13 protein-coding genes and 1 tRNA gene are annotated in these 17,765 nt (G+C 44.4%); all 14 read right to left on the bottom strand.

Features of this window, described 5'->3' with window-relative positions:
* Nucleotides 1–9: 9 nt before the first annotated feature.
* Nucleotides 10–1,530 (bottom strand): MBOAT family protein, encoded by a 1,521-nt coding sequence (locus tag ABZD21_RS15230; RefSeq protein ID WP_372775931.1) that lies wholly within the window; start codon nucleotides 1,528–1,530, stop codon nucleotides 10–12.
* Complete coding sequence (locus ABZD21_RS15225; protein ID WP_372775930.1) at nucleotides 1,515–2,933, bottom strand: hypothetical protein; 1,419 nt, start codon at nucleotides 2,931–2,933, stop codon at nucleotides 1,515–1,517. Before ABZD21_RS15225 ends, ABZD21_RS15230 begins: the two co-directional genes overlap by 16 nt.
* A gap of 75 nt (nucleotides 2,934–3,008) precedes the next feature.
* Nucleotides 3,009–4,586, bottom strand: coding sequence for a LysM peptidoglycan-binding domain-containing protein (locus tag ABZD21_RS15220; protein WP_372775929.1), 1,578 nt, complete (start codon nucleotides 4,584–4,586; stop codon nucleotides 3,009–3,011).
* Nucleotides 4,587–4,595: 9 nt separating this feature from the next.
* A complete protein-coding gene (locus tag ABZD21_RS15215; RefSeq protein ID WP_372775928.1) occupies nucleotides 4,596–5,198 on the bottom strand; it encodes a DUF5683 domain-containing protein in 603 nt (200 codons plus the stop codon).
* Nucleotides 5,199–5,219: 21 nt separating this feature from the next.
* Nucleotides 5,220–6,107, bottom strand: a complete 888-nt coding sequence (locus ABZD21_RS15210; protein WP_372775927.1) for a ParB/RepB/Spo0J family partition protein — start codon at nucleotides 6,105–6,107, stop codon at nucleotides 5,220–5,222.
* Between the two features lie 18 nt (nucleotides 6,108–6,125).
* The gene (locus ABZD21_RS15205; RefSeq protein ID WP_372775926.1) at nucleotides 6,126–6,926 is read right to left on the bottom strand and encodes a ParA family protein; all 801 of its coding nucleotides are present in this window, start codon (nucleotides 6,924–6,926) and stop codon (nucleotides 6,126–6,128) included.
* Nucleotides 6,927–7,140: 214 nt separating this feature from the next.
* On the bottom strand, nucleotides 7,141–9,609 hold the full coding sequence (priA, locus tag ABZD21_RS15200; protein WP_372775925.1) for a primosomal protein N': 2,469 nt from the start codon (nucleotides 9,607–9,609) through the stop codon (nucleotides 7,141–7,143).
* A 333-nt stretch (nucleotides 9,610–9,942) separates the two neighbouring features.
* Nucleotides 9,943–10,791: a 4-hydroxy-3-methylbut-2-enyl diphosphate reductase gene (locus ABZD21_RS15195; protein ID WP_372775924.1), complete on the bottom strand. Its 849-nt coding sequence runs from the start codon at nucleotides 10,789–10,791 to the stop codon at nucleotides 9,943–9,945.
* Nucleotides 10,792–10,836: 45 nt separating this feature from the next.
* Nucleotides 10,837–11,541 carry a (d)CMP kinase gene (gene cmk, locus ABZD21_RS15190; RefSeq protein ID WP_372775923.1) on the bottom strand — a complete coding sequence of 235 codons (705 nt, stop codon included), beginning with the start codon at nucleotides 11,539–11,541 and terminating at the stop codon, nucleotides 10,837–10,839.
* A 115-nt stretch (nucleotides 11,542–11,656) separates the two neighbouring features.
* On the bottom strand, nucleotides 11,657–12,679 hold the full coding sequence (gene porQ / locus ABZD21_RS15185) for a type IX secretion system protein PorQ (RefSeq protein ID WP_372775922.1): 1,023 nt from the start codon (nucleotides 12,677–12,679) through the stop codon (nucleotides 11,657–11,659).
* 116 nt (nucleotides 12,680–12,795) lie between these two features.
* Nucleotides 12,796–13,299, bottom strand: coding sequence for a YkgJ family cysteine cluster protein (locus tag ABZD21_RS15180; protein ID WP_372775921.1), 504 nt, complete (start codon nucleotides 13,297–13,299; stop codon nucleotides 12,796–12,798).
* 213 nt (nucleotides 13,300–13,512) lie between these two features.
* Entirely contained in the window at nucleotides 13,513–15,921 is a 2,409-nt protein-coding gene (locus ABZD21_RS15175) for a TonB-dependent receptor (RefSeq protein WP_372775919.1), read from the bottom strand.
* Nucleotides 15,922–16,538: 617 nt separating this feature from the next.
* Nucleotides 16,539–17,465 carry a DMT family transporter gene (locus ABZD21_RS15170; protein ID WP_372775918.1) on the bottom strand — a complete coding sequence of 309 codons (927 nt, stop codon included), beginning with the start codon at nucleotides 17,463–17,465 and terminating at the stop codon, nucleotides 16,539–16,541.
* A 96-nt stretch (nucleotides 17,466–17,561) separates the two neighbouring features.
* Nucleotides 17,562–17,637 (bottom strand) — tRNA-His (locus ABZD21_RS15165).
* Between the last annotated feature and the right edge of the window lie 128 nt (nucleotides 17,638–17,765).

The raw sequence follows: 17,765 nt of genomic DNA, 5'->3' as shown, positions 1-17,765 counted from the left end.
TCGGTTGCATTAAAAGCGGAAATAAATAAATGGTTGAATCTCAGAGCTGGAGACAGCCTGAATCAACAAAATCAATAGAACAGTGATAGTCACTTGCACCAGGATATGCTGACGAATAAACAGCCCCCTAATTTTTTCTTTGGCATCGAACGGAAACCAGATCAATGCAAAACCGAGCAATAATACCAGCAAAGTTGGCAAGTAGGCACTAAGTCCGTCGTGGGTTAGTTGGGGAATGAAGTGATGTTCCATCTGATAAAACAGCCGATAAATGGATTCGGTACTCGGTGCTCTGAAAAATATCCACGCCAAGCTGACTAGCTGGAAGGTAAAGAATATCTGAAAGCCACTGATGATGCGGTTTTTCCTTGGGGACTTCCTGCTTACCTTGGTGAAAAGTTTTTCCAGCGACAGGACTGCACCGTGAATCCCGCCCCATATAATGAAGCGCCAACTAGCACCGTGCCAAAGGCCTCCGAGTAACATGGTGATCATCAAATTCAAGTGAGTACGGATCTTCCCTTTTCTGTTACCTCCCAACGGGATGTACAAATAGTCGCGCAGCCATAGTGATAGTGAAATGTGCCAACGATGCCAAAACTCAGTCAGGCTGGTTGACTGGTACGGGGCATTGAAATTGACCGGGATTTTGTAGCCCAAAATGAGAGCTAAGCCAATGGCAATATCCGTGTAGCCTGAAAAATCGCAATAAATCTGTATCGAATAGCCATAAACACCGAGTAGGTTTTCCAGACCCGAGTATGAACCAGGCGATTCGAAAATCCGGTCAACAAAGTTTAGGGCTAGAAAATCAGCTATCACCATTTTCTTAAAAAGTCCTTTCAAAATGAGAAAAATAGCATGGCTCAGCTCCTCCGAGCTCAACCGGTATTTTTGATAGAGCTGTGGAATGAAGGCAGCGGCCCGAACAATTGGTCCGGCAACCAGTTGCGGGAAGAAGCTCAGATAGAAACTAAAATCAATCGGGTTGCGAACAACTTCAACGCTTCTTTTTCTGACATCAGACAGGTAGCTAATGGCCTGGAAGGTATAAAAAGAGATTCCGATGGGAAGTACAATACTGTGAATGTCAGCCACTCCATCAACGATTTGGTTTAGGACCCACCCCAGCCAGTTGAGTACAGCGTAGTTTGTGTTGAATATTGAGTTGAGGCTGTCGGTGATGAAATAGGTGTATTTAAAATAGATCAACAAAAGCAAGTTGAAGCTCACAGCGAAGATGAGCCAAAAACGGGTTTTCCGATAGCGGTCGATTAAACGGCCAAAAGTAAAGTTGAGCAGGCAGGAGATAACTAGAAGTGAGAGGAAGGCGCCATTCATCTGATAATAGATGTACCAGCTGGCAATTAAAAGATAGCTGTTGCGAAGGATACTTTTTCGGTACACCAGCGAATAAAAAGCGACGATTGCTGTAAATGCGAGCCAAAATGCCATGCCTGTATAAAACAGCGGCCTGTTTGCATCGTAGTGTATTAACTGGCCGAAGATGTTTCTTAATTGCTCTTCCATGCCGTTTGCTGTTGCGGATCGAATTGCTCAATTAGTAATTTGGCTAATTCCTCTCCAATTTTGGTTGCGCCTGCTGCTGCAAAATGGATGTAATCTTTTCGACCCAGTGGTGGATTCGATTCCACCCAGCGGATCATACTACCCGGTCCACCCATGAAGCTTTCGAGATCCCAAAAAAGGCAACCGTTTTCCATCGCCAGTGAATATTGGATTTGCTTAATTTGGTGGATGTTGGCGTAGGATTCCATATTCCCGTTAACGCGGTGCGACATGTCTGATACACCGATAATTAGGATTGGTGCCTGTGGGCTTAATTCACGAATTCGTTTAATTTGTCGGGCAAATTGATGGCGGAAAGCAGTGTAGCTTTCTGAAAAATAGGGAACCACGTTGACACCAAAGTGGATGATAAACATTGCCGGTTGTAACTCGTTAATCATCTCTTTCAGATTAGCCGTTCCGGAACTGCTGAAAGGTGGATAGGAGAGGCCTCGCAGGGCGATGTTGTCAACAAAAATGCCACTCTCACTTTCTAACGATAATCCACTAACCCAAAGACTGTCTCTGCAAGTGTAAGTGATTTTTAAGTCTTCGGGAGTTTGGTCGAATTTTAGTTTCATATTTTGTGTCCGGTCTCCTGTCATCACCTGTGCGCGATAAATCGGCTCTGCAGATTGAAAACACTCGATTAGTACACTATCCGAACTTTCAAAAAATACTTGAATTTGGTTGTAATCTTCCTGAGGATCGAGAAAACGAAGCCTGTTGATGCGAAACCAGGCTGTTTCAGCGGTGTCGATTGCCAACGCATTGTGAAAAAGGATGCTCTTGTTTTGACCACTCATTTCCTTTAAGGTTGGGAATTGCCAGTTGTCAGATCGGGTCATCATCAGCTGGTGCGGCGGATTGTAAAATTGATCGGGGACAATTAACCCAGGGCCTCTGCCTCCATATCGTTCCTGCAATTTTTTGCGCATTGCGGAGGTAATTTGGTCTCCTTCAATTTGTGAATCGCCGTAGTAAAATATGCGCAACTGCGACTTGTTGAATGAGGCGGTCTGAAGTTGCAGGGCAAGGTTGCGAAGGCCAATCGTGTCGTTTGGAGCGAATAGTAGCCGGCTATCGGTATTGCCTTCCGGCAAAATTGTGGTTTCGGCTAGCAGAACAGTATCTGGAGTAAATTTTCTGACGGTGTCTTCCTGGGGAAGAGAGTCGTGGTCAGATTCGGATAATCCGGAGAGATTCTCCAGGGGTATTGCTAGCTCCCGAGGTTTTGTTTGTTCGGGTATTGGAGGATTTGGCGCATGTAAATATTCCTGGTTTCTTTTTGAACGGTAAAAAGAAACCAGGAATAAAATGCTTAAAACACTTAAAAGGAATAGAAAAGCCCGAACAGGTTTCATACACACAATTTCGTCTTCGCTAAATGTAGTACGAAAATTGGGTCTATGCAAATGAATTGCTTAACAATAAGCTTTTTAGCTTTTCGGTTGAATTTTCAGCTTTTGTCCAGGTTTTATGTTGCTGCTGGACATGTTGTTCAGATTTAAAATATCCTGATTGGATACTCCGGGAAAACGCCGGGCAATAGACCACAACGAGTCGCCGCTGCGAACAGTGTAATAAACGTATTTGCCGTCGGTACTTACTTGTTCCGATCCGCTGGCTTGGCTAGATAGTTTTACATCCGATCCGGACGCATATTTCTCGCCAGTTCCGGCTGCGACATAAACGACAATTTTTTGCCCTACGCGAATCAGGTTGCGTTGAATATTATTCCAATAGCGAAGGTCGTTAATCCGGACATGAAACCGGTTGGCGATATACCCCAGATTGTCACCCGATTTAACGGTGTATACCAGTCGGTCTTTGCCACTTACTTCAGCACCTGCAACGTATGTTCCTCGTTCTTTGGGAACCAACACCTCATTATTCGGGAAGAATTCGTCACGTCGAAGGGCATAAACATCTTCTTCCATGTCGATAAATTCAGCGATCTTTTCCAACGGCAAGCGTAAAGAATATGGTTTTTCAGCCTTAGCCGGAATGATGTTTAACCGGTACTGAGGATTCAAGCTTTGCAATTCCTCCATCGGGACATTCAGCGATTCCGAAATCTGATTTAAATGCACGTAGTTTCTCACCTGAATGGTATCTGTTACGATTGGGAAATCGGGAAACCGCGGTTGAAGATTATGCTGTTGATAATAATTCATGACGTACGCCGCGGCGATAAACGCGGGCACATATCCACGGGTTTCGCGAGGCAGGTAGTAGTAGATTGCCCAATAGTCGCGGGCGCCTCCGGCCCGGCGGATCGCCTTATTCACGTTTCCGGGGCCACAGTTGTAGGCGGCAATCACTAAATGCCAGTTTTTATAAATTTGGTAGAGGTCGTTGAGGTACTTGGCTGCAGCCTCCGATGCTTTCTCCGGATCGCGACGTTCATCAACAAACGTTCCGATATCCAGTTTGTACATTTTCCCGGTTCCATACATGAATTGCCACAGTCCCACAGCATTGGCTCGTGAGCGCGCTATTGGGTTTAAAGCCGATTCAATAATGGGCATGTATTTCAACTCCATTGGCAGGTTATATTGATCCAGCTTTTCCTCAATCATTGGAAAGTAGTAGGTCGACAGACCCAGGATCACTTCCGTGAGTTGTGCTTTTCGTTGGGCATATAAATCGATGAAGTTTTTCACCGTTTTGTTGTAGGAAAGATCAACAAACGAATCGATGGCTTGTAATCTCTGAATATAAACGGAGTCCGGTAGAGAAGTCAATTCCGAAACTTCAGTTTCACGCTGAAAGAAGTCTGTGTCATAAGAGTTTTGAACGTACCAGGAATGGTAAAGGCTATCCATTTGTTCACCAAATAAATCGTTCAGATTCTCGTCCGGATAGGCGAACACTGATTCATAGCCATTGATTGTATCCAATGAGAGGATTTCAATGCGCTTGACTTGTTTTAAACTGTTTTTATCGGTCCGCTCGGCCTTTATATATAGGCTGCAGATGGTGCTCAATAGAACTAATACAATCGTTTTCTTCATTCTTCCCTCTTAAAATCTAAATTGAACATGAACTCCCGGGAATGTTTTTCCCGCGCAATACATCGGCCCGGGCGACCAGTTTAAAGTTAGGTCGTCCCCGATATCGAAGTCGAAAAAGTGCGCATCAACGGTCGCATCAATAATATTGATTGCGTAGAATGCGGCTGATAATATGATCATGAAGTCCCGGTTTCGACGTGCCGAGTTCTTCGCGCTATTCAACAAGGTTGTAAACTGAGTGACGTTATCATCATCAGACCAATCCCAATTACCTTCAATATCTAATTCTTCAAACGAATTTGTATTTGGGTCGCTGTCAACAATGTCGGAATAAGCCTGCTTATATAAAACGTAATAATCGTTGTTCCAGTTTATAGCGTACCCAAAACCAATAAACCCACCGTAAATTAGCGGAACTTTCCAGTATTTTTTGTTGTAAATCTGTCCCAAGCCAGGCAATACTGCCGAATAAATAGTCGCCTTACGAGGCGAATGGTTATTCCGAGCTTTAGCAACACCTACCGTATCTGCTTCAAACTCTGCCTGTGCAAAGGAAGAAAATCCAGTTATTGCCAACAGGATTGTAAGTGTGAATATTCTTAACTGCCTCAATTGTATCTAGTTTGAAATCGTTTAGCGGCCCAGTTTGTCGAGAATACCCATAATTCGCTCCAAGTCTTTTGTCGATCCGAATGGGATAACGATTTTACCTTTCCCTTTATTGTTGAGAGTGAAGTCGACCTTCGAATTAAAAAACTGACTTAGGTGTTCTTTAAGTTCACCGTATTCTTGCGGATGTTTTTCTTTTTTTTCTTCGGTCGGTTGTTCAACAGGTGCAGTTGCACGCGAACCGAGGTTGCGGACAATTTCTTCCACCTTTCGAACCGAAAGATCTTCATCCATAATCAATTCATAGATTGATAGCTGATCTTCCGGATTCGGAATATTTACCAGAGCCCGTGCGTGCCCCATCGAAATGGTTTTGTCTATGATTCCTTTTTGAATCAGAGTGGGCAACTTCAGCAAGCGAAGGTAGTTTGAAATCGTTGATCTTTTTTTGCCAACCCGGTCGCTTAGAACCTCCTGCGTGAGTTTGCATTCTTCAATCAGTCGCTGGTATGACAGGGCTACTTCAATCGCGTCTAGGTCTTCGCGTTGAATGTTTTCAACAAGCGCCATTTCGAGCATGCCATCATCTTCGGCCAAACGGACATAGGCCGGAACCGTTTTCAGTCCAGCCAGCTTTGAGGCCCGAAATCGTCGTTCACCAGCAATAATCTGGTATTTATCATCAGCTACTTTCCGCAGCGTGATGGGCTGAATGATACCAAGTTCCTTAATTGAGGCCGACAACTCCTGCAAAGCCGTTTCGTCGAACTTTGTCCGAGGTTGAAAGGGGTTCGCTTCAATGTTTTCAATCGGAATTTCATTGATGGATGGGGATGAGTGACTATCATTTTGCTTGTCAGCATCATCAATTAGTGCGCCTAATCCTCTTCCCAATGCACTTCTTTTTGCCATAGTATTTTGAGCTTCTTTTTATTCAATTATTTTTTCCGAATTCTTGATCTTCGTCAGATCGTTCTTTTGCAATATTTCGCGTGCAAGATCCATATAGCTCACAGCACCTTTCGAGCTGGCATCATACAAAACTGCCGGGATTCCGAAGCTGGGTGCTTCGCTGAGTTTGATGTTCCGGTTAATGAGCGTTTCAAAAACCATATCACTAAAATGGGTGCGCACTTCTTCCAAAACCTGGTTGGCCAAATTGAGCCGGGAATCGTACATGGTCAGCAGGAATCCTTCAATTTCCAGTTCCGGATTCAGGCGGGTTTGAATAATTTTGATCGTATTCAGCAGTTTTCCCAAGCCTTCCAATGCAAAGTACTCACATTGAACCGGGATTATGATTGAATCGGCGGCTGTGAGTGCATTTACGGTTATTAACCCCAGCGACGGCGAACAGTCGATTAAAATGAAATCGTATTCATCGCGAACTTGCGCGATAACGGTTGCCAGAACTTTTTCCCGGTTCGGCAAATTTAACATTTCAATTTCGGCACCAACCAAATCGATGTGCGAAGGAATCAAATCTAACCCGTTAATTTCGGAGTGAAGAATGATTTTGTGCGGGTCAAGATCTTCGACGACACACTCGTAAATACTGGTTTTTACATTGCGCACATCAAACCCGATTCCGGATGTAGCATTTGCTTGTGGATCAGCGTCAATGATTAATACTTTTTTCTCCAAAACAGCCAAGCTGGCAGCCAGATTAATGGCTGTCGTAGTCTTTCCGACACCACCTTTTTGATTTGCTAAAGCGATAACTTTTCCCATAGGTAATTTTTCTGTTTTTGCAGAGTTTCAAAGTTAATATTTTATGCGAAAATGCTTCTTAAGTTATAAAATTAATCGTGTGAAACCGGAAGAGCCGGACGGACTTCTCCTGAGGAGATTTGGCGTTTTCTGGCTTTTTCGGTGGGTGCAAAAATAACATTTTTTGAATCCCTATTTCAGATTTACATTTTATTAACGTCCGATTGATTTTGTCTTACATGGGGTCAACATCTGCATAAATGAGTAGGTTTCCGTTGTTCGGCTGGCCTTTTAAAGCTTTTATTTCCTCCATGATTTTTTTCTTCGATTGAGGTAATTTCTGATCTCGTTCGAGTTTGACCCAAATTTCTTTTTGGTACCAGCTTTGGATTCGGCCAACCAGAGGGTATTCAGGTCCTAAGATGTTAAATCCGAATAGCTTGCGCAGTTTTGTGGCCATTTGGTTGGCTGCCACATTTAAGCGGTCTTTGTTTTTGTGTTTGAGCACAATTTTTACCAGTCGGTAGTAGGGCGGGTATTTAAACAGCTGACGTTCGGCCATCTGGCGATTGAATAACTGCGTGAAGTTGTGCTCGGTTACCTCTTGTAGTACCGGGTGCGAAGGCTGGCTGGTTTGGATGATTACTTTCCCTTGCTTGTTTTTCCGGCCGGCCCGACCGCTAACCTGAGTGATTAGTTGGTAAGAACGTTCAAAAGAGCGAAAGTCGGGGTAGTTTAATAATTGATCGGCATTTAGGATACCAACGACACTGACGTGGTCGAAATCGAGTCCTTTGGTAACCATTTGTGTGCCAACCAAAATATCAATCTGCTTGCTCTCGAATTGGTAGATGAGCCGTTCGTACGCTTTTTTCGCTCGGGTACTGTCCATGTCCATTCGGGCAATTCTGGCCTCTGGGAAAAGGATGCTCAATTCTTCTTCAATTTTTTCGGTGCCGAAACCTCTGGTTTTAATGTCGTCCGAGTGGCATTCGTCGCAGTTTCCAAAGAGCGATTGCGTGTGTCCGCAGTAGTGGCAAATAAGTGCCGACAAATGTTTGTGATAGGTGAGGCTCACATCGCAATGCTTGCATTTCGGGATCCAGCCACAGGTGCCACATTGAATATAAGGGGCAAAACCCCGCCGGTTTTGAAACAGAATAACCTGCTCTTCTTGCTTTAGAGCTGTTTCAACTGCCTCGTATAAATGAGGTGTAAGCAGCGATTTCATCTGTTTACGCCGGGTGGCTTCGCGAACATCGCTAATGAGCATTTCGGGCAAGCGAATATTTTGATAGCGCTCATTGAGTTCGACTAAGGCATATTTCTGTGTTTTAACATTGAAATAGCTTTCGAATGAGGGAGTCGCTGTTCCTAAGATAACCTGAGCCCGATGGATCTGTGCCAATACAATGGCCACATCGCGGGCGTTGTAACGTGGCGATGGGTCGAATTGTTTGTAGCTGTTCTCGTGTTCCTCGTCAACAATAATTAAGCCCAGGTTGCGGAATGGCAACAGGGCAGCCGACCGGGCTCCAATAATAATCTGGAACGACTGCTCTTTCTCGTGTAGTGTGTTGAACCAGATTTCAACGCGCTCCGAGTCGTTGAAACGAGAATGATAAATACCGGCTTTATCGCCAAATGCACGTTTTAGTCGGGCTATCAACTGGGTCGTAAGGCCAATCTCAGGCACCAGGTATAAAATCTGTTTTCCCAGCGCAAGCTGCTCTTCAATCAGTTTTATGTAGACTTCTGTTTTTCCGCTCGAAGTTACGCCATGCAATAAAACCGGTTTGCCGCTTCGGGCTTGTTCTTTTAGTTGGGCCAGGGCTTTGTTTTGGGCGTCATTCAGGTCGAAGATGATTTGTTCACCATCGCCGCTAAAGTCCAACCGACCAACTTCAATCTCCTGCAAGTGTAGGAAATCTTTTGCGAGCAACGATCGCAGGTTTCCTTCGCCAATGCCACTTCGTTCGAGTAGCTCTTTTTTCGAAATATTCGCTTTTTTGTCTGTGTGGTAAATGGTTTCTGCCAGGAAAAATTCCAGCAATTCGAGCTGTTTCTTCGCTTTTTTAAGCGAATTCAATGCCTCCGAAATGGCTGTTTCGTTGGCAAGTTTTGGATGAAGAAAAATGAATGGTTGCTTTTTGGCGGAAAACGAATCTTCGAGTTTCTCTTCAATTAAAACGGCATTCTTCTCCAATAGAATTTTCAGGGTTGAAAGTGCTGATTTTTTACCCAGAAATTTGTTTATGCTTTGAATGTTGGTGTGTCCGTGCCCTTGAAGCATTAGCAACAACGCTTCTTCCTCTCCGGGTAAGTCAACCGGCATTTTGTAGTTCGGGTTAAAGCTCACTTTGGTTTGACTTTCAAGCTTAAGAGCCGACGGCAAAGCGGCTTTGTAAACTTCACCCAGGGTGCAACAATAGTACCCGACCATCCATTCCCACAAAATAACCTGAGCAGGAGTGATAACCGGTTCCTGATCAAGAATTGCGTCAATGTCCTTGATGTCGAACCCTTCAGGTCTGTTCGTATGGATTTTGTAAACAAGTGCGGAGAAGAATTTACGGGCGCCGAATTGCACAATTACCCGAACCCCAACCTTAATATTCACTTGGAAAGCTGGTGGTACCCGATAGGTGAACTGGTCACCCAGAGGAAGAGGTAATATAACGTCGGCGAAGAGTTGTTCTGTCATTCTGCTGCAAACTTCGCAAATTTTATCCAGTTAAGCGGAGTCGGGGGGCGAACTGTTAATAACTTCCGCTGTTCGAAAATTGCAGGAAGAGCAAAAGAAAGTCCACATTAGGAGGGCGAATATGTTCAGTTTTAAATCTATGCTGTATTCTCAAGGTGTTGATAGCTAGCTTGCTTTGTCCATAAATCAAACTAAACGACATAGCAATGATCGATATTCTTTAAAAACGATCCGAGCTTTTATGCGTTGGGAGAAATAAGCAGATTGCGTGAATGTGTTCCTTGAGTGGATGTACTTGGGAGAACCTTGTTTTTGCGTAAGCTCAATGTAGGCTTAACCAAGTAAGCTATCAGCAATCGATTGTAGTTGCCATTTTGGTGTTGATGTGGCGCCGGTGATACCGATGGATTGGCAATTGATAAACCAATCCAGGCGAATTTCGTCTTTGTTTGAGATGAAATAGCTGTTTGGATTTACACTCTTACAAGTCTCGAATAGTGCTTTCCCGTTGGAACTTTTTTTGCCACTAACAAAAACAATGACATCGTGTTGCGCGGCAAACTCTTTCATATGTGGAGCCCGGTGAGCCACTTGTCGGCAAATGGTATCTTTAATCGTGACTTCGCCCCGGTTTTGTTGCTTTATTTTCTCCGAGAGAAGGTGGAAATCTTCAAGTGATTTGGTTGTTTGAGAGAACACGAGCACTGGTTTGTTGGGATCTATTTGTGGTAAATCATTTTCATTTTCAACAATAATGGCTCGGTTATCGGTTTGTCCGTTCAATCCATTTATTTCAGCATGTCCTTTTTTACCCAATAAAACAAGTTGTCCTTCTTGTTCCTGAATATCTTCAAATCCTTTCCGAACACGTTGTTGTAATTTCAGAACCACCGGGCAGGTACCATCAATCAGTTCAATGTTGTTTTTACGTGCGTAGCTGTAGGTTGAAGGTGGCTCGCCGTGTGCCCGCAGCAATACTTTGCAGTTTTTAAGTTTGCTGAAATCATCATGATTGATGGTTTTTAGCCCCATGCGCTCAAGTCGTTCTACTTCCGTTTGGTTGTGGACAATATCTCCCAAACAATAAATTGTTTCGCCGGTGCGGAGCAATTCTTCTGCTTTTTGAATGGCGCCAACCACGCCAAAACAAAATCCGGATTTATCGTCAATCACTACTTTCATCGGTCAAATTACTAAAGGGTAAATTCGAAATTCGCTACTCGGGCACTAGGCGTTGGTCGTTTGCTGAACTTGCTGAAGTACCCAGTCCAGCTGCTCTTCGCGGTTGATGTCGCTATTGTCCAGAATGAGCGCATCGTCAGCTTGTTTTAGCGGGCTAACTTCACGGCTGGAGTCAATTCTGTCGCGTTCAACTACATTGGCTAAAATTTCCTCGAAACTCACTTGCTGGCCTTTGGCAGTCAGTTCGTCGTATCGGCGTTGTGCTCTCACTTCAGGTCGGGCAGTCATGAAAATTTTTAGTTCGGCTTGTGGAAATACAACCGTGCCAATGTCGCGGCCATCCATTACAATGCCCTTGTTTTTGCCCATTTCCTGTTGAAGCGCTACCATTCTTTCGCGGACTTCGCTAATGGTTGCTACCGGACTTACATGTTGCGAAACCGGCAATTGACGGATTTCTTCTTCAACATTGTCACCGTTTAGGTAGGTTTCGTTGCGTGACGTTACCGGATTGAAGCGGAATTCTATTGTAATATCGTCTAAACAGGCGACTAAGGCCTTTACGTCAACTTGTTCATTCTTCGCTATTTTATTGCGTAAGGCAAACAGGGTGACAGCCCGATACATGGCTCCGCTGTCGATGTAAATATAGTTGAGCTTTTTAGCAATCTCTTTGGCAACTGTACTTTTTCCACAGGAGGAGTGGCCATCGATGGCGATGATAATTTTGGCTTGATTCGGTTGTTCCATGGGCGCAAAGATATTGTTTTTAGGTCGAAATGAAGGTAGAAAATTATTCACAGCTAGTATTGCTGTGATCAGATTTGAGTCGGTGGGTTTTAGATTTTTGAGTTGAAACGTTGCGCTATCTCAAACTGTTATTCAGTTGAAAAGCGATTGAAAAATGGTTGCTGGATGAGGACAGATGATAGCGAGTTGATCCGTAATCAAAACGGAATCGCTTGATTCTGAATCCAAAACCCCAGGAAAAGCCAACAGTTGATTTCTTGTCTTCGAACATGAGTTCCTGACGACGTTGAAAGTTGTATCCGGCACGAACGTTGAAGTTCTCGCTTGGAAGTAATTCAACCCCTAAAACGACATGGCGCATAAACGCTTTGGTGAAACTGTCTTTTTCGATGGTTGTTTCGAAGCCATCGTCGACCTCTTCATCCTGAGCTAATTGCCACCGTTGCAGGTGTTGTAGCGTGGCCGAAATCCGGAACGGAGCATGGGCGAGTCGTTGCGAAAAGCCAAGTTGAAGATCGGTTGGGGTGCTTTCGCGATCACCATTCTCGTAGTAAGTGGTGATTTGTGTCCCGATGTTTCTGACAACGAGCCCTAGTGTCATCAGTCCGTCGGTGCTTGTGTATGCCGCACCCAAATCGACGGCGATTCCAACGGATTGATAGGACTCGAAGGCAGAGAGGATGGGTTTTACGGTAGCACCTACTCTGACTGATTTAATTCGTTTCGACCAGCTTGCCAGCAGGGCGTACTCAGCAGCCTGAAACGTTCCTTCTTTTTGTCCGGTTTCGTCGGCTTTAATAAAATCGCCGTAGTTGATGTAGTGAATGCCAAAACTTATGGGGCCAATCTTTTTTGTATTCAGGGCATAGGCTGCATAGCCGTAATTCACATCGGCAATGTAATTTACGTAGTTCATCAGCACAGAGCCCGTCATTTCTGTATTTAATAGTGCCGGATTATGATAGGCCATGTTTAAATCGGTCGAATCGTTCAGAGCGATTTGGTTGCCTCCCAATGCTGCCATGCGAGCCGAATTGGTGAGATTCAGAAATTCGTAGGTCGACTCCCCTCCAATCTGTGCCCATAAAGGCATCGAAAAAAGAAGGATCGGTAATAGAAGTGATTTTCTGAGATTCATGCGGTTGTCTCTGTTTCTGTCCAAAGTTATTTGTTTATTCCGGATGTCAAAAAGAATGTGGAACGGGGCTTCAGTTGTTTCGTGATTCTATTGTTGTCGGTTCAACTTTCGGACGTTTACCAATCTTGTTTCGCAAGTTCTTTAGTAATGGCGAAGACAATCGGACAAATTTCAGCGTTTTTTTGAGTCAGGTTGAGGATTTGGTAGAAGCGGTTACGGTCGGTATGTGGGTATTCCCGACAGGCACGAGGCCGGTTTTCGTACACGCAGCAGTAGTTGTCGCTCATCAAAAAAGGGCAGGGCGTTTGCTGGAAAACGAAATCGTTGTCTTCATCGGTATATAAATATTGAGCGATGAAATCTACGGGTTTCATTTTCTGTGCTTTCGCCAATCGATCTGCATCTTTGTCGGTTACAATGGGGCTGATGCCCGAACAGCAGTTGGCGCAATCCAAACAATCGAACTGTTCAAAAGCTTCGTTGTGTAATTGCTGAACCACCGCATCCAAATTTTTGGGCTTTTTGCGTTTTAGCTTCACAAACAAGGCCGAAAACAGTTGCCTGTTGCGATGCACTAATTCTTTTAGTTGCGCAGGTGTATAGTAATCGATTTTATCCACAGGAATAATTTTCTGATTCGCTGGCAAAGATAAGTGCTTTAACCGAAATGGCAGAGTGAAAAGTAGTGGACGGAAGTACGAATATCAATTGAAAACTGACAGCCCGAACTGGTTTCCGGATCTTCCGAATTTGAACGGAAGATCCAGAAATAAGTTCGGGCTGACAACTATGGTCGTTGTATCTGTTTACGATCGCTACTTGATTGATCTTTTTTACCGATAGTTTCCCGAGCCGGAGAGAATCGGGATGATTAGTTTAAAACTAAAATTTCGACCCATGTTGAAGTAGCCCTCACGGCCGGTTTCTTCGTTGAGTCCGGTGTATTTCAATCGGCTCAGGTGGCTTTGGTAGGCTTTGTCGGTTAAATTGTTGCAACTAATGTAGAGCGAAAAAAGTGTTCGGTCGTTTGCTGTGAAATCGGTTCCGAAGCTGGCATTCAGCAGGGTGTAGGCCGGAGCTTCGGTTTCAGTACCATAGGCTGAAAAGATGTGATCTTGTTTCCGGTTGTGATCAATTCCGAAGCTAACCCACGCATTTTGTAACCGGTTGGTTACTTTTTTTATGTCGACCTTAATTTCCGATTGCCAGCGCATGGGAGGTATCATTGGTAAATTACGCGACGAGTCGGGTTGGTTCGCGAGCGTTCCGCGTGTATACGATAAGGTGTTTTGAAAATGAAGGAAATCGAGTGGGTGCGGGTGAATGTCAATAAAAAGTTCGCCTCCGTACAAGTTGGCTTTGCCTCCGGTATATTTAAAGACAGAAATGTCGTCAATCAGCGAGTCGGTACCGGCTGTATTGTACATCTTGTGACTGTAAATATAGTTGTCTACCTGGCTGTTATACAGGTTCAGTTCTGCCGAAACATGTTTTGTGTCGAGCCCGATTCCCCAGTCGATCTGAAAGCTGGTTTCCGGGTCCAGTTCCGGGTTCCCGATTTCGTAACGAAACGTGCCTTCATGGTTTCCGTTCGAGCCCAGTTCGGCGATATTGGGCGCTCTGAATCCCCGCGAAAGATTCAATTTAGTGTAAAGCGTTTCGCTGATTTGATAGCTTACTCCCAGACTTCCGGAAATTCCGTCGAACGATTGATCAAAATCAGAGAAGCGTTCAGTTGCCTCCGGATCATTTGCCGCTGTTACTTCCTCGTCGCTATTTAGATAGAGGGCATCGCTGTGTGTGTGGCGACGATCGTAGCGCAGTCCTCCACTAAAATCGAAAGCGCCAATTTGTTTGTGCGCGATTGCAAAAATACCAAGGTCGAAAAGCTGGTAGGCAGGCACTAAAAACTCGGTGCCTTCATTTCTCGATTGTTGCCACATTCCACCAATTCCGCAGGTCAGGGTCCAGTTATTGTTGGTCGCAAGGGCGTATTTTAAATCGTAGCTCAGCGTATTTAATTTGAAATATAATCCATATTCGTTGGCTGATTCAAACTCTTTTCGGTTGTTTTGCTGAAAGCCAAACGACGCATCTAAACGTCCTTCTCCCAGATAGAGTTTATTATCCCAAACAGCTTTGTAGTGATTGATTTCTTGAAACGGTGCTTCGGGTTGGTACGATCTTGAATCACGTTCTTCTTCCTGATCGTGATCTGTTTCTTCGTCACCATGGTCGTGTCCTCCACCTACAATACCCGGTTTTAGGTTGTAGAGGCTAAGCGTTAAGTGCGAAAATCCCCACGCACGGTTCAGTCCCAGCAGAGTGCTTGCTGCGTTTTCACGAAAAGCTGAATTGTCAACCCATCCGTCAATGTCGTTTTGGAAATCGTGTGCTCGTTTTCCGCTCAGCCGAGCATCCCATATAAACCCGTTTTGGTTTCCGCGCAGGTTGGCCGAGTAGCCAATTAAGCCGTTGTTGGTTTGGAAGTTGGTGGTCACATTTCCATTGATCGTTCCCATCGGTAATGTTGGGGCCGAAATCATATTAATTACCCCTGCCATGGCGTCCGACCCGAATGCCAAACTTGCCGGCCCTTTTAGTATTTCGACATGATTCACGCCGTATTCGTCAATCTCCACGCCATGTTCGTCGCCCCACTGCTGCCCTTCCTGACGGATGCCGTTGTTTATAACAATCACCCGGTTGTAGCTCAGTCCACGAATAACCGGTTTCGAAATTCCCGCTCCGGTGGTTATTTGCGAAACGCCCGGCTGTTTGGCCAATACATCAATTATATTGGTTGACGAACTTTGTAGCAAAGCTGTATGTGGAACGACCACAATTAGCGCAGGAGTTCGCTTTTGTTCAATTAGTCCGGGCTGGCCGGTGATGACAACTTCGCTGATTTCGGTAACCGATTCGCTTAGCGCAAAATCCATGCTTGTCATTTGCCGCAGATCTACTGATTTGGTGATAGATTGGTAGCCAATCAAACTGATTTGTATTGTAAGTTTTGATGCAGGAAGATTCTTGATTTCGAAATTGCCCTGGTCGTTGGTGAGTGCTCCCACACGAATTTCGGGGAAATAGATGGTAGCGGCAGGAAGTGGCTTGTTGGTTTCGGCATCGGTTATTCTTCCGCTGAACGCTGTTTTAATGCTGGTTTCGGTAGGCAAGGCCATTGCCGTTTGAATCGTAAAAAGTACGAGACTTATGATCGAGATTATCTGTGTTTTCATGTTTGTTTGATGTCGGATTTGTCGAGGTTGTTCATGGAATGGCGTGTTTTGTGCCCAAAAAAAAAATCGGACAGGCAGACACTCATCACAATAGCTTGTATCTTCCTCAACTCTTGTTTGTCAAATAACTATTTCAAACTGTTCCTTTGCGTATTGACACAAAAGAATAAGTCTACCTTTTTCTGTCTAGATTGAAAGAAGACTGTGTGTTTTTAATGCTAAAGTTGTTGGTGATCAGTATATTGGGGGCCCACGGAGCGAAAGGCGGAGGGCTGGTGTGGTGTGAATATTTTCGGGGAGTGAAACAACCACAACCGGATATGAAATGCGGTAGACCGATGACAAAAACTCCGGCTCGCAAATAAAATTGAGTAGTTCGTAGTCGCATATCGGACAGTCGGCAACTTTCTGGTCAACTGCAGGGCTGTTGTCACAACTGCTGCAACAATGGTGCTCCGTTTCTGCTTCGTGCACATGAAATGTTTTGCTAGCCAGTGGGTAGGCAAACATTAGCAGGTGACAAAAGACCAGCAGCGATAAGTTTATTTGCTTCAGTTTATGCATAAACGACTACAACAACAACAAAAGGTCCGTTTGGTTTTGTCCCAACGAAATTGTTAGATCTCGAATTTTGGAATCTGTGTGTTGGGTGCTTTGCGCGGCTTTCTTCGTTTTAGCTGAGCCAGAAAAATTCCGGCAATTACAACAATTATTCCGGTAATTTTCTGAGCGTTTATCTCTTCATCCAAAATGAAATAGGAGAAAATAACGACAAAAACAGGCATAACGTTGATAAACATGTTTGATTTATTGATTCCTAAATTGCGAATACTGTAGGTGAAAAAAATAAATCCCAGAATAGAGGCAAAGATGGCGAGTTTGACGATCGCTCCGAACGCTTCAGCGTGAAAGGGTGTTTGAAAGGCTTTCTGTGCCTCGAATATGGCCCAGAACGGCAAAAACATGAACGAACCAAACAGATTTTGATAACTGATAATGGTGTATCCGTTGTAGTTGTGCGTTAGCTTTTTTAGGATGATGGCATAGCCGATAGTTGATAAAACTGCCAGAAATTCGAGTGCCACACCTATCGGAGAAGCTGAAAATCCGAATGAGTTGTCGAGCACAACCAGCGATACGCCTGCAAACGATAGGCTAAGACCGGCAAAATTTGCCCAGCTCATTTTTTCTTTGTGGAAATAGAAGGCTGCCAGGGGGGTGAACAATGGTATTGTTGCGACAATGACAGCCGCTACGGTTGGCGATACGTATTTCAAGCCAAAACTTTCGCCCATAAAATAAAGGAAGGGCTCGAAAAATGATAGCGCGATCATCCATTTCCAGTCGCCTTTTGGAATGTGTTGCAGTTTGCCAATTGCTTTGGCAATAGTAAACATGATGATTGTTGCCAGTGTAAGCCGAATCAACACGACCGTCATTGGATCGTAAGCCCGGTAAGCTACTTTGAACCAAACAAAGGAGAAGCTCCAGAAGAACATGGCTAATATTGCTGCTCCGTAGTACTTGAGGTTGGTGTTTTGCATTTTTCTATTTCAGGATCGGGTGCAAAAATAGGCTTTTTATTCTGCTATAATCGGGAAAACAAAAAAGGATGCCGTTACTGACATCCTTTTTGTTTTGGGTGGAAGACCGGGTTCGAACCGGCGACCTCCGGAACCACAATCCGGCGCTCTAACCAACTGAGCTACAACCACCATTTTTCTTTCGGGTGCAAATATAATATTTTATTTCTGATCTCCGCAAGTACTTTTTTGCGCTTGTAGTAAAAAAAAATGCTCGTTTTTTCAAAGCTTTTCTTTTTCAGCTACTTCACCATCCTGATT

The organism is Mangrovibacterium sp., assembly GCF_041596335.1.
Lineage (GTDB): Bacteria > Bacteroidota > Bacteroidia > Bacteroidales > Prolixibacteraceae > Mangrovibacterium.
Note: the sequence above shows the minus strand (reverse complement) of the source record. Positions and strands in the feature narration are given on the sequence as shown.